Source organism: Burkholderia sp. PvR073 (assembly GCF_054055695.1).
Window position 1 is genome coordinate 524245 of record NZ_JBSRXO010000002.1, and the last position, 13820, is coordinate 538064.

Consider the following 13820-nt stretch of genomic DNA (forward strand, 5'->3'; position numbering starts at 1 on the left):
ATACATTGTTCGGTTCAGTTATTTCCTGCTCTATTGGATCAATACTGTACGGAAGTGCGTGAGTTTCGATGATGCTTTGTTGAGTGTTTTTCGAGTGCTCACGAACGCTAATTTCCGGGTGTGATTTTCCACGATGGGAAAGGGCACAGGAGCGTGGCTGGCGTGCACCTATGGGGCAAGGGCTTGCGGGCCCGTCACCCCCTCCGGGATTCGGCTTTATCGGAGTCTTGAGAGGAGCGGTGTTGAGGTAGTCCAGGGGAGAAAAATAAAAATAGCTTTAATCAAATTCGCCACCTGTGGAGTCGGGTATATCTTAAAAATAAACGGCTTATCAGGCGTGGGGCTGTGTGTTCATTCTCGTGATCATATGTTTCACTGGCGAGAGCGTAGTGGCACTGCGTCCCCGAATGCATGAATGGACGAACGTGCCGGTATATAACCTCTCGTTCAACAGCAGCCATGCTAACCATTCAGGATGTGCTGAAACACCCCGGTTCGGTCGTTACCCAACCTCTGCATCTGGAGATCGCGACGCTGGATGCACCGATCTCCGTTTTGTCGTTCGTCCTGACCGAGCAAATGAATACGCCGTTCCTCGCGGACATCACAGTGACCTCAGTGGACAAACGGATCGATGGTGCGGCGATTGTCGGTCGGCCGGCGATTTTCACGATCGAGGAACACGCAACCGTGCCGTCGATGGCCGGCATGATCGATCCGGTTCGGCATGCGGCGCGTACCGTGCATGGCGTCGTAACGCAATGGACTCGAGTCGAAACGTCTCGCGACGAAGCGACCTATCGACTACACCTGAAGCCGCGTCTCTCGCTGCTCGACGAGGTGCACGATTCGGCCGTATTTCTGGACAGGTCGCTGCGTGAGCTGCTGACTGACGCGATCGTCGATCGAAACCTGTTCCAGTCCTTCGATGTCGAGTTTGAGCTGGAAGGGCTCGACGGGAAGTTCGAACAAACCGTGATGTACGAAGAAACGGTCGCGAACTTTATCGATCGGCATTGCCGACGCGCGGGCGTCTATTACTACTTCAAGCAGGCCAGGAAAGAGGACGGCCCGCAACGCGACACATTGGTGTTCGGCAACACGCCGCGCGGCTATATGCGAGCGCTCGAGGTGCCATTGCTGCCGCATTCCGGTCTGGTGAACTGGCACGAGGCGATTCTGACGCTGGAAGCCACGCGCGCGCTGGTACCGCAGAAGGTGCGTGAATGGGATCACGACTATCGCGTACCCGACGACCCACTGCAGGTCGAAGCGGTCGTGGCCGACGATGACCGCTCGGTGTATGGGAGCGTGAATCGCAGCATCGAGCATTTTCATTCGGTCGAAGAAGGGCAGGCGCTGGCTGACGCACGGTGCGATGAACTGCTCACACGGCAAATGCGGCTCACGGGTACGAGCAACGTCATTGGCATGACGCCCGGGATGGTGGTACGGATTGTCAATGACGTGGTGCCGGAGGCGCCACACGGGATGGTGATCACGAAGCTCGTCACGACCGGCGACCGCAGCCGGTCAGTCATCAACACCTTCGAAGCGATCCCCGCGCATCAGACTTACCGGCCGGAATATGTTCCTGAAAAGCATTGGCGGTGGGTCGCCGGCATGCTGATCGGTGTGGTCGAGTCAGGCGATGACGAGCCCTACGCGTGGATGGATGAATACGGCCGTTATCGCGTCAGGCTCCTGTTCAGCCGGCACAGCGGCAAGCGCGGAACGAACAGCATGCCGTTGCGCCTGCTGCGTACGTCCGCCTCGTATCAGGGCGGCCTGCACATCCCGCTGCTGCCGCGGTCGGAAGTACGCGTCGTCGCGACGCAAGGAAATTGCGATCGCTTGCTGATCGCGGGGGCGCTGCATGACCATGCGCGTCGGGACCTCGTGCACGGCAAGGAGGGCTGGTATAGCCGCGCCGTGTTCCGCTCTCCGTTGCTCGGCAACAAGCTGCGCTTCGAAGATCTGAAAGACCACGAAGGCATCCGGCTGGCGACGGTCTTCGGGCAGTCGTCGCTCAACATGGGCAATCTGGTCGACCGCGCGAAGAACAAGCGCGGCGAGGGTTTCGAACTGACCACGCAGCACTGGGGTTCGGTACGTGCACCGAAGGGGTTGTTCGTCTCGGCGGATGCAGGTGGCGGGTCCGAGATTCCGCACCTCGATATGCCTGCCGCTGTCGCGCAGCTCAAGGCAGCATTGGAGCGCGTAACGGAACTTGCGGCCACGACATCGCAGATGAAGGCCGCGCCTGCGGATCGCGCGACGCAGGCGGCGCTGCTCGACGGCCTGAATCAGCTTCGCGACGCGGGGTTGCTTGCCAGTGCCCCCGGCGGCATGGCGTTCGTGACACCGAAATCGGCGCAGCACTCGGCTGGCGAGAACGTGATCGTCACCGCGGGCCGGGATATGGACGTGAGCGTCGTCAGGCGCCTGCGCATGGTGGCGGGTGAACTGATCTCGCTGTGCGCGCACAAGCTCGGCATCAAGATTTTCTCGAAAGGGAGAATCGAGTTGCAGGCACAAGGCGCTGCAATGGATCTCTTTTCCGACGAGCAATTGCACGTGTCGAGCGCCAACGCGAATGTGCTCGTGAATGCCAAGACAAGGGCGATGGTGACCAGCGGCGGCGCGTCAATGACCATCGAGAACGGCAATGTCGTCTTCGACTGTCCGGGTGAATTCCGTATCAGGGCGGCCTCGTTCAAGTTCGAAGGGCCGGGCAATACGTCCATCAGCTTGCCGCAACTGCCGGTGAGCGAATACCAGCCCAGTGCCAAGTACAGCCACACACAGTAACGACCATGATTATCAGCCCCCCGTTTCTGCCCGAAGCCGGTCTCGCAGCCCCGACCGGGACGAACCCCGATCCGATGATGGATGCGGTCGACAGGTTCGAATGTGATCACGGCGTCTATCCGATTGCCTTTGATCGGCGCTGGCATTGCGGTGTGCATCTTCAGCCCGATACGAAGGGCAAGGTGCACGCGATTGCCGACGGCGAGGTCGTTGCCTATCGCGTCTGTCAGCATGGAGTTGACGGCGGCGTGAGCCACACGGGTTTTGTGTTGCTCAAGCATACGACCGAGACCGGAGAAGGCCGCTCGCTGACCTTCTATTCGCTGTACATGCATCTGCTGCCGCTAGCCGAATACCAGCAGCACCGGGCGAATGCCAAGGAAATGCCTGAGTTCCTGCGCCTGCCTACTGGTTCGGTGAACAAGGGGCAGGTGACGCCGGCGGTCTCGGGGGAGGGCAAGAAGGTCCGGCGCAAGGACGTGTTGGGGTGGCGTGGCGAATATGAGGGCATGCCGCATTTGCACTTCGAAATCTTCATGTTGCCGGCGGATTTCGACGCTTATTTCGGGTGTACGCAATTGGATAAGGGCACGCCCACCCCGCCTGCTGGAACGGACTGGTGGGGGCATGCGTATTTCGTCATTCCGGCAGGCAGCACGTTTCGTCGTCTGCCTGAGAAGGCCGATGCCCGCAACAAGTTGCACGGAATCGAATTCAAGCCAGGTCAAGAGGGCTCGAACACGCTGCCGTTGCTCGTTGAGAGCTACTTCAGCGTCGGCTCGAAATACACCAACGTCTGGAGCCTGACGCAAGACGGCACTCGCACGCTGCTCACGCCGCAACCCGTCGAGGAAAAGGACTACGAATACGATCTGTACAAGCGTGCGACGGCGCTTTATTCGTCATGCCCAAGCGACGGCTACGAGCTGCTGCGCTTTGGTCGCATCCTGTCGCCGTCCCAGACGCTGGCGGCCAATGCGCGCGCCACGTGGATGAAGGTCAATTGGGCGGCAGACAAGGTTGGTTACATCGATATCAATGACTCCGGCATCCACAAGTTCTCTGATGCGGACTTCCTGTCTTGTATGGGCTGGCAGAAAGTCAGTGAGGGAAATACGCCGTTCAGCAGCGACGAACTGTGCGATGTTGAGGCGCTGAGGAAAATCCTGAACGATGCTGCTCCGCACGACGTACCAGCGGTGGCAGGGGAGACGGCGGAAGCTCACAAGACGCGAGTACTGTCGGCGTATGTAAAAGGTAATGCCCAGATACGGCGGCAGTTGCGCGGCCTTGTCTGTCACGCGCCGAGTGAGTGGGATAGTACAAACAACGAGGGACGCTATGCGCGACTGCTCGATGAGGGCGGCTTCTACCACGGTAATGAGAAGGGTTATAAGGATTTCCTCAAGTATCTGAAGGAGGTTCAGTTTTGGGACAAAACGGGGCTTCCGGCAGGGGAGAAGCTGTGGTTTTTTCATCCGCTGGAATTTATTCGGCACTTCAGGAAGTGCGGATGGCTAACCAAAGACGAAATAGCTGCTACGTTCCCTCGCTTTCCGTTCTATACGGAACGAGGTAGTCCTCGGAGGGCGATTGAAATCGATAACGATATTTATAGGGTGACGCTGGAAATTGCGCGTCAACGTGTCCAAAGCCATGTGACGGCGCTAAACAATTGCCTTAGGAAGTATATAGGGAGTGACTCGAAGAGGGTTGCCTTGTTTTTGGCGCAAGTGTTGTTGGAGACGGCCCAGTGGCGCGATCTTGGTGGTATAAGGCGCGTTATGCATGAATGGGGCTTTGGCAAATATTCGACGGCAAACCCGGCGACGAAATACTATGGCCCATTTTATGGTCGCGGGATTATGCAACTTACCTGGGCGGGTAACTTTGAGGCGTATGGAAAGTATCGAGTTATCCCTGATAACACTACCAGCTCTTACGTTGAGCGATTGCCTGGCTCGCATCACCGAATCACGGCGACCTCACAGCACTACACGGCGAACCCGAGCGACGGTGGACACTTGATGCTTTGGTCGCCGCGTTACGACCCGGATATCGTAGCGGAGAGTGCTGACCATGCGTGTGACTCCGGCGGCTTCTATTGGGTATCGAAATATTTTCGTCGAGAATTGAATATCAATAGAGTTGTTGATACGGATTTTTCGGCTTCTAGCGTAGATTTTGTGAATCGACTCGTTAACGGTGGTGGGAATGGGTATTACGAAAGGCTGGCTTACTCGGTATTTATAATGCGTGCCGTGGGAGATGGGGGTGAAGTCGATGGAGTGGTGTTGGTTACTCCGCCTCATCCTAAAAAGGCGGTTTTGGCGAATATGCTTCGGCCGGAGTGATCTATGAGGGGTGTCAGAGTGTTGGTGGCGGTGGCCGCGTTCGCTGTATCGTTTATTGCGTGCGCTGCTGATATTTCAAAAACTTTCGTCCCATCTCCAGGGGTTGTGGCTGAAGTGAAGATTCGGGGTTCGGATTTATTTTGGGGGTTATCCGGAGAAGGAGGCGTTAGGGAGGGGAGAGTCAATATTGATACGGGGAAGTCATTGAATATAAAAATTGGTAGTTATGATTTTAGTGGTAGGTTGGGCTTTTTAGTATCTCATGTGGACGATGGGATGGGGGTGTATGAGATTAATAGGGTTTTCACATTTTCTCCATCATCAAATGAATTTGTGGAGAGATTTCCGGCGTGCGGGGATGGATTCGTCAATCTTAAGATTGACGAAAGAGGGCGTTATCTGGTTAGTACTTATTGGGAGCGGAATATTCCTAAGAAATGTGTTACCAGATTGAAAATTGAAAGATGATTGGCTTCATATTTGAGTGCTCGAGTAAATTATATATAAAATTGGGGTGGCAATATTAATCCCAAGGCGTACTTTTTTGGTGGATGGGATTGTTGCATTTCTGATCTTGCAGAGTCTTTTGATATATTTGATTTGTTATTGATTGTGTGAATAATTCACGATGGAAAGTGCGTGCGGAAGCCAAGAAAAATCGCCGCTTGCACTGTGGTTACTATCTTCAACCCCGAAGCCATATTTCCTTTGTGAGGGTGATAATGAGCATGGTGCCGGAAGCGAAGGTCATGGTATCTTCGTCTGAATGTAATGGGGGAAAGTGGTTTCAATGTCGCCTCCCACGTGTGATGGCCTTGGTTGTTGAGATCTTCTTGTTCGGGATGTGCATTACAGCGGCTGACGAATCGTTCGCCGGATCGGATAATGATATGGCCTATAACGACTGTAGTGCATTCGTTTTTGATAACGAAGATGATGACGTGTTGTTGTCTTATAATAACTCGTTTAGTAGGTCATCCGAAACACGCTGGAGTAAAGGTAATTGCGTTGCGCTCCTGTCTGCTGGTAATCGAACCCCGTTTTTAGGTGCAACAGACTCATGGGGAAATTGGCTTAACAGCAGGATCGCAATCACAATACGTCGAAACGATGATTTTACTCTTCCAAGTGTCCATTTTTGTAGCGGCAACGCTGAGTATAACGCTTGTATGGAAAAGGCCTTGCTTACCTACTACGGTTTTCGCCTTGACGATCGGAAGCGTTGGCGGCTTCGCCCCTATCAGTCGAAAAGCAGCTTCGGATTTAGTCTTGAGCAGTCAATATCGAACACATTGGATGGAACCATTGAGCGGCCGGATGGCATCACGGTATTCGGTGTGCGGCGGTATCTGGATACCTTTTCTGATGGGCCGAAAAAATGGTGGGTCGCATTATATGTAATCCGTCATACGTCATTTGGCTATGTAATTCTTTCAAGCAATCCAAACGGTGATCCACCACTTTCAATTCCACAGGATTCAACGCCTGAGTCCTACGCGCAGGCGATCCCATTGATCAACAGGCTCGTGCAAATCGTACAAAGTGTGCGTATAAAGTAAACTTGAAAATCAGAGTCAACGGCTAGTAATATGTGTTCTCTATTTGTCTGTAATCTGTAAATCGTTCATCGAAAAGTGTGGGGGCGGAATGCGAATTGGATGAGATGCAGCAAGCCTAAATAATTCATGCTTCCGTTAATAGTCAATATATGAAATCTCCCATCCGCCAAGGCGACAAACTCGAACACGGTGGCGAAGTCACCAGTGGCTCACCATGGACGATATTCATGGGCAGGCTGCTTGCCCGGAAGGGCGACGAGGCGACTTGCAATCTGCATGGCCCGACCGTCATCGACGACGGTGCCAACAAGTTTCCCGATCGCGACAACAAGCCATTCGCGCTGGATGGCCATCGCTGCGCATGTGGCTGTCGGTTGATCTCGTCACTACCGAACGTCCACTTCGAATAATGCCCGTCGACCTCTCTCAAGCGGGATGCCCGAGCGCCTATCCGAGCCGTCCACGCTTCTGGCCGTGGTGGTTCTGCATCTGGCTGGCCTGGGCGGTGTTCGGCGCGGCGATTGTGCTGCTGACGTGGCCGAAGGGTGAGCGGGCCGGCAGCCCATGGTTCTGGTTTTGTGTCGTCGGTATTCCGAACGGGCTTTTCGGCTTTCTCTTCGCAATCGAGCGCGCTCGCTACGAGGCCATGTGGTACCGCGCATACCACCGCAACCTCCATCGCGACCGATGGCTGGCGGAGCGCATCCGTGTGGCACAGCAGCCGCTTCGGATCCTTGGTGTCGGCTATTGCTTGCCCTTGAACGATCAGACGCTTGCACAGACGATTCATGCGGGTGTGCGTTTGCCGCGACAGCAGCAGCCACGTTCTGGCGCGGGTGTCATCGAGCATTGCCGCTTCGATGATCCGTTGGAAGTATCCGACGAAGCCTACGAAGCCGACATGGCCGATCCGACTGAAGAGAGCGGTGCCGTAGCAGAGGCGCCGCCAAAGCGTCCCGTTACCGAGCTCGCACGCAAAATTGCCGAAGCGCTTGAACCGCTCGCCGGGAGCCTGCACGCGCTCACGCACTATGAAGCCGCCCACTGGCCGAAAGTGCGCGTACTGGCGGAGCCCGGCGAAGAAGCCGTGCGCGAGCAAGAGGTGCACGACGCGCTGCAATTGGCTGGTCTGCCGCCCCTTACTGTACTGCCCACACCGGCTTCACACGGACTGCTGGTGGCGGACGCGTGGCTCGATGCCCGCGAGGCATGCCCGCTGCTCATGATCGCAACGGTCTGGCATGAAAAGCAGCCTCCGACCGGCAGCACGGAGGGATGTGTCGCGATGCTGCTCGATGCCGGCTTCTACCGTCTACCGGAAGGTGTGCCAGTAATGGCGAGTCTGCATCGACCCGTCGAAGGCAAGGCCGACGAGATCGAGCACGGTTTCGCGAATGCCGTGATTTGGGGCAGGGCGGATTTCGAAGCGGTGACGCGTGCCTGGGTCACGCGTGCCGTCAGGCGTTGCAATCAGGGGTTGCGCATCGCGAACCTGGAGGCGCTTGCGACCAGCGACGCCCAATGTGATCTCGCCTACATCGTCGGCGATTTCGGCAATGCGAGCGGTTGGCTGTCCGTCGCAGCCGCTGTCGAATGTGGTGCCGGGGACGCGCCGCAATTGATCATCGATGGCGTGCAGTCCGCCGTCATTCACGTGCTTCCCGGTCCACACGGGAAGGAATCTTCGTTGCCTGGACACGCTCAGCATGACCGATCCGAAACTGACCTTGAGACCGCTTGACTCGGCGCCCGCGGTGGAGTCTGCGCCCTCCGGACGCCTCGCGCTCTGGGGCGTGGTGGTGGCGGCGCTGATCGCCGCGGCGTTCGCGATTGGCCTCGTATGGCGCCGCGGCGACCTGTTCGATCTCGCGCCCGGTGTGGCGCGTATGCAAGTCGTGATCGCCATCGTCATCGCCCTGATCGTCTTCGTCGCCATACATCTCTGCTTGTTTTTTATCGGTGCATACGCCATTGCAGGACAGTTGTATCGCAGGGATATCGGTGAAACGATGAACCCGCAGAAGCCGTTGAAACACGACGCCCGGCTGCAGCGCATGGTCGAGGAACTACGTGCGTCGCAGGGTTGGCGCTGGCGATACCGGTCACCGTGGCTGATGGTGTGCGGTGCGGACACGTTGATCGACCAAGTCGCACCGAGCCTGAAGCGTGCGGGTGCGATGTCCGTGGACAACGCGATCCTCGTGCATGCGGCACCTGACGGTATCGACGCGGGCGCGTGGCGCCGACAAATCCGTGAGCTCCGGCACGGGCGGCCGGTCGACAGCGTTGTGCATGTCACGCACGTGGACGAGCACGATACTGAACTGCCCCGCGTACTCGCCGCGATTGCCGCCGACCTCGGCTGGGCCGCGCCGGTCACGCTCCTGCACGCAGTGCCCACACAGAGCGATCGACTCGAAACATTCGAGGCGATCGGCGCATTTCCGGGGCCGGTGTACAAGACCGGGCAGACTGCGCTCGCGTTGGCCGATCAGCTTGCCGCGCTCGAGCGTGATACGGCGGAGGCGGGCGTTCGCCTTTGTACCGAGCCCACGCGCATCACCTATCCGGCCGAAATCTCGCAATACATCGGAAAGCAGTACGAACACATCGTCACCGGGTGGCAAGCGCTTCTTGCTTCGCGCTGGCTGCGCGCACCGCTGGCGGGCGTGATGTTCGCACCCGTATTTGCGACAGCCGTGCCGATACCGACGCCGGCGCCGATCGACGCGGACGGGAGCGCGACTGTTCCGAACGTGCCGATCGAGTTCACGCCGCAACCCGCCGCACTGCTGCCCACATGGCGCGCAATCGCCAGCCGGCAATGCATTGGACGGCGCGTGGGATTTTACTGGCGCAACACGCTGGCGATGTGCTTGATCGTTGCGACGATGGCGTGGTGCGCATGGATGACCGTGTCGTTCATCGGCAACCAGCGACTCATGCGCGCAGCGCAGGTGGCGGCGAGCGCTGCGGTCGACGCGCGGCCGCAGACGGCCGCCGCCTGGCGCGCGCAACTGGCGCTTCAACAGTTGATGGAAAAGCTCGAATACCGGCAGCAGCATGGCGTACCGTGGTACCTGCGGGCCGGCCTGTCGCGCAATGACGATATCCTCGGCGGCCTCTGGCAATCTTACCGAATCGCAGCGACCCGCAACTTGCAGACGCCCGTCGTGCAAACGATCGGCAAGCTGCTGCAGGTCGCGGATCAGGCACGTGCCGACAGCCTTCAATCGCAGGACGCGCGGGGCAGTACCTACAATGCGCTCAAGACCTACCTGATGCTCGGCGATCCGTCGCGCGCCGATCCAGCGTTTCTGAAGCGCTTGCTCGCCGCGCTGTGGTCGCGCCCCGTGGAGATGCCGCTGGGTGAGCGTGACGATACCGGTCGACGGCTCGCAGGGTTTTACGCCGATCACCTGAAAGCACATCCCGAATGGCGAATTGCGACGGACGACCGCGTCGTGACAGCGACTCGCAACATGCTGATCACGCAAATGGGGCTCGCGTCGGCTGACGACACCGTGTATCAACGCATCCTCGACGACGTCAAAAACAAATACGCAGACGCGTCGCTCGAAACGCTCCTGAATGGCGCCGATGCGCGCGGGATGTTCATCGCGTCGCAGACTGTGCCGGGGATTTATACGCGCGCGGCGTGGGACGGCATGATCGCCGCGGCGATCGACAAGGTCTCCGGCGAGCGCGAAGTCAGCGGCGATTGGGTGCTGACGGGCACGCAGTCGCAGCAGACAATCGGCAACACGCTCGCGCAGGGCACGATCCAAACGAAGGCGATCGTAGACGAGAAACATGCAGCCGAGGAACTGAAGCAGCGACTGAAGGCACGGTATTTTGACGAGTACGCGGCTGCATGGCAGCGCATGCTCAACAGCATGCAGTGGCAACCGGCGTCCAATCTCAATGGCGCGGTCGAGCAGCTTTCTCGGCTGGCGGATGCACAGACTTCACCGCTGATCGCGCTGATGAAATCCGTGCAATATCAGGCGCAGGCGGGGCGGCCGTCGCAGGCGCTGGCTGACACGCTGGTGAGAACGGCGCAAAACTTGATCGGGACGGACGAGCAGGCGGTGGCGGCCGTTGTCCACCCGCTCGACAAGTCGTTCGGTCCACTGCTGGTGCTGATGGGCGACACAAGCGCTTCACCTGCCGCTGCAAACGGGAAGCACAACACGCCGGCCGACATCGCGCTGAGCGGAGTAAGCCTGTCGCGTTACCTGACGGCGGTCACGATGATGCGGCTGAAGCTGCAACAGATCGCGAGCAGTCGTGACGCGCAGGCAATGGCGCGCTCGCTTGCGCAGGCAGTGTTTCAAGGCAAGCTGTCGGAATTGTCTCAAGCTCGCGATGACGCGGCACTCACGGCAGCAAGCCTGGGTACGGCGTGGGCGGGGTTCGGCAATGCGGTGTTTGCGCAGCCGCTCGAGGCGGCATGGCAGACGATTCTGCAACCGGTCGCAGCCAGCCTGAATGAGGCATGGCGAGCCAGTATTGCCGCGCCGTTCAACGCGGCGATGAGCGGCCGCTATCCGTTCTTCGATACGCAGGCCGATGCGTCCTTCGCGGAACTTGGACGCTATGTACGACCCGATACAGGTTTGATTTCGCGCTTCGTCACGACCCAGCTGGCCGGTGTGATGAAACCCGAGGGCGACCATTGGACGCCAAACGAGCTAGCACCGCAGGCGTTGCAGTTCGACCCGAAATTCCTGAGCGCCATCCGGCAGCTGTCGACGGTTGGCGCGCAGCTCTACGTGCAGGGCGACGCGCGGGAGAAGTTCGAAATGATGGCGCTGCCGACGCCGAAAGTGACGCGCTCTGAACTGTCGATCGACGGCACGCAAATCGTCTATTTCAATCAGCAGGAGCGCTGGATGCCCTTGGCGTGGCCCGGCAATGGCCTGAACGGGCACGCGGGGCTGACATGGCAAACGCTCGACGCGGGCCTGCGGCAGGCGTTCGATTCAACTGGAGATTGGGCGTTCCTCCGTCTGCTGAGCAAGGCGGACATCAAGCAGCTTGACAGCACGCGCTATCGGCTCACTTGGAATGCCGGGAACGACGAACCGCTGTCGTACGTGTTGCGTGCACAGATGGGTGCTGGGCCGATCGATCTGTTGAAGCTACGCGGGTTCCGCATGCCTGATCGCATATTCGTCGTCGGCAAGGCGGGCGTCGCGTCGACGATGCCGCTCCTGCCGCCGCTGCCGCCGGATATCCAACCATGAGTGAAGACAAAAACGAACCGACGAGGCCTGAGGGGCTCGGTTTCGGTGCGGAAGACGACCCGTACCTGCGCTACTTCGATGCGGAGATGCGTTACCTGCGCGACGCGGGGAGGGAATTTGCGAAGGCCCAGCCGCAAGGTGCGCGCCGTGTGGGAATGACGTTGCCCGGCGTGCGCCACGACAGTGTCGAGCAGACCTACGAAGGTTTCGCGTTCCTCACGAGCCGGCTGCGAATGAAGCTCGACGACGCGCTGCCGGAAATCACCGATCCATTGCTCGATCACCTGTGGCCACATGCAGGTCGCACGATTCCGTCGCTAGCAATCCTCGAGTGCGTGCCCCGCACCGGCGAGGCGCGGATTCTCGACATCCTGCCGTCCGGGTTGCAGGTCCATTCGACACCGGTGGGACCGGACGGGACGATATGTGTTTATCGGACCACTCAGGCGGTACGTCTGTTGCCGCTCCACGTGCGCGAGGCGGGTGCGTGCATGCGCGAGGACGGTCGTACGGTGATCCGGCTGGCGTTTGACCTGCTGCACCGCGAGCAGCGGTTGCTGGACGACCTGTCGCGTATCCGGCTATACCTGCATGGCGACCGGCCGACTGCATCGGCGCTCTACGCGGTTTTCACGCGCCAGGTCGAGTCGATCGGCGTGCGCATGCCGCGCATACTCGACGGCCAGCTACAACCGCGGCCGGCGATGACTGTCGAGGCGGCAGGCTTTGGCGCGCAGGCGCGACTGTGGCCGATCGATCTCGATGCGCGCGACGCCGGTCTCGAGCGCGAGCAGACGATGCTCGAATATTTCGCGTTTCCCGAGAAGTTCCACTTCGTCGACTTGTGCGGTTTCGACGCGGCAAGTGTGCCACCGGGCGAAACGCGTCTTGAATTCGATATCGTGATCCGAGACCGGATACCCGGTGACGCCACGTTCGGCGCAGACAACATCCGGCTGTTCTGCACGCCGATGATCAATCTGTTCGAACTGGACGCGCAGGCAATCCGACCCAACGTACACGACCGCGACTATCCGGTGCGCGCCCCGGCGTCGGCCGGCGCGCACGTCGAACCCTACGACGTACTGTCGGTCGTGGCGACCGATCCGCGCACCGCCAGGCAATACACCTATCAGTCGATCAAGGAATTCCGGCACCGAGGCGGGATGATCCGACACGAGTCGCCGGATCGGCACTACCACGCATCGATTCGGCAGGGCGTGACGGGCCAGCGCGAGATGATCGTGACGTTAGGCGGGCAGGTGTGGGATGAACCCGGCAGCTTGCCGGACGGGCACGTAACGGTTCGGGTGTTGGCAAACAATGGGCGCTTGCCGCGTATGGCGCTGCGGGAATCGATGATTGCCACGCCTGTTTCGACTTTTAACGGTGTCGAACGCGTGTGCAATCTGACGGCCCCGACGATGCCGCTGTACCCTCCGCGCGGTGGGGACTATGGCTGGCGGGTGATCTCTCACTTCAATGGGGCCGGCACAACGGAACTGAACATGATGGACGCGAATGTGCTGCGCGGCGCACTGTCGTTGTACGACTGGACGCGACAGGACGAAAACCGGCGACGTGTCGAGGCGATTCATTACGTTTGGCTCGACGAGGAAACGGAACTGGGCGGTGCGCGTGTCGACCGCATTGTGAATGTGAACGTGGGTATCGAGCCGGCGGGTTTTGCCGGACCGGGTGACGTCGCCCTGTTCGGCGACGTACTCAGCCGCTTCATAGGCCGCTACGCGTGCTTCCATTTTGCGGTACGGCTCGTTCTGTATGAAGGCGTGGCCGGTCCGATCCGGCGCTATCCATGCACGATCAAAACGGGAGACTGGTTGTGA

At 59.0% G+C, this 13820-nt stretch carries 8 protein-coding genes; all 8 read left to right on the plus strand.

Annotated elements, in window-relative coordinates; translation table 11 throughout:
• Positions 1-459 precede the first annotated feature (459 nt).
• The 8 genes from ACVK00_RS09590 (at position 460) to tssF (ending at position 13820) form a co-directional block, all read left to right on the plus strand.
• Positions 460-2811, plus strand: coding sequence for a type VI secretion system Vgr family protein (locus ACVK00_RS09590; RefSeq protein ID WP_456826945.1), 2352 nt, complete (start codon positions 460-462; stop codon positions 2809-2811).
• 5 nt (positions 2812-2816) lie between these two features.
• Positions 2817-5165, plus strand: a complete 2349-nt coding sequence (locus ACVK00_RS09595; protein ID WP_228908075.1) for a M23 family metallopeptidase — start codon at positions 2817-2819, stop codon at positions 5163-5165.
• A gap of 3 nt (positions 5166-5168) precedes the next feature.
• On the plus strand, positions 5169-5633 hold the full coding sequence (locus tag ACVK00_RS09600; protein WP_354123275.1) for a hypothetical protein: 465 nt from the start codon (positions 5169-5171) through the stop codon (positions 5631-5633).
• Between the two features lie 422 nt (positions 5634-6055).
• Positions 6056-6724 (plus strand): hypothetical protein, encoded by a 669-nt coding sequence (locus ACVK00_RS09605; protein ID WP_354123276.1) that lies wholly within the window; start codon positions 6056-6058, stop codon positions 6722-6724.
• 149 nt (positions 6725-6873) lie between these two features.
• Entirely contained in the window at positions 6874-7134 is a 261-nt protein-coding gene (locus ACVK00_RS09610; protein WP_228908072.1) for a PAAR domain-containing protein, read from the plus strand.
• Entirely contained in the window at positions 7134-8465 is a 1332-nt protein-coding gene (locus ACVK00_RS09615; RefSeq protein ID WP_228908071.1) for a hypothetical protein, read from the plus strand. Before ACVK00_RS09610 ends, ACVK00_RS09615 begins: the two co-directional genes overlap by 1 nt.
• Positions 8431-11973 carry an ImcF-related family protein gene (locus ACVK00_RS09620; protein ID WP_284891433.1) on the plus strand — a complete coding sequence of 1181 codons (3543 nt, stop codon included), beginning with the start codon at positions 8431-8433 and terminating at the stop codon, positions 11971-11973. Before ACVK00_RS09615 ends, ACVK00_RS09620 begins: the two co-directional genes overlap by 35 nt.
• On the plus strand, positions 11970-13820 hold the full coding sequence (gene tssF / locus ACVK00_RS09625) for a type VI secretion system baseplate subunit TssF (protein ID WP_284891432.1): 1851 nt from the start codon (positions 11970-11972) through the stop codon (positions 13818-13820). Before ACVK00_RS09620 ends, tssF begins: the two co-directional genes overlap by 4 nt.

Excerpts from the sequence above, each read along its gene's own strand:
- ACVK00_RS09590 (WP_456826945.1), top strand. The coding sequence starts at position 460 with ATGCTAACCATTCAGGATGTGCTGAAACACCCCGGTTCGGTCGTTACC.
- ACVK00_RS09595 (WP_228908075.1), top strand. The coding sequence starts at position 2,817 with ATGATTATCAGCCCCCCGTTTCTGCCCGAAGCCGGTCTCGCAGCCCCG.
- ACVK00_RS09600 (WP_354123275.1), top strand. The coding sequence starts at position 5,169 with ATGAGGGGTGTCAGAGTGTTGGTGGCGGTGGCCGCGTTCGCTGTATCG.
- ACVK00_RS09605 (WP_354123276.1), top strand. The coding sequence starts at position 6,056 with ATGGCCTATAACGACTGTAGTGCATTCGTTTTTGATAACGAAGATGAT.
- ACVK00_RS09610 (WP_228908072.1), top strand. The coding sequence starts at position 6,874 with ATGAAATCTCCCATCCGCCAAGGCGACAAACTCGAACACGGTGGCGAA.
- ACVK00_RS09615 (WP_228908071.1), top strand. The coding sequence starts at position 7,134 with ATGCCCGTCGACCTCTCTCAAGCGGGATGCCCGAGCGCCTATCCGAGC.
- ACVK00_RS09620 (WP_284891433.1), top strand. The coding sequence starts at position 8,431 with ATGACCGATCCGAAACTGACCTTGAGACCGCTTGACTCGGCGCCCGCG.
- tssF (WP_284891432.1), top strand. The coding sequence starts at position 11,970 with ATGAGTGAAGACAAAAACGAACCGACGAGGCCTGAGGGGCTCGGTTTC.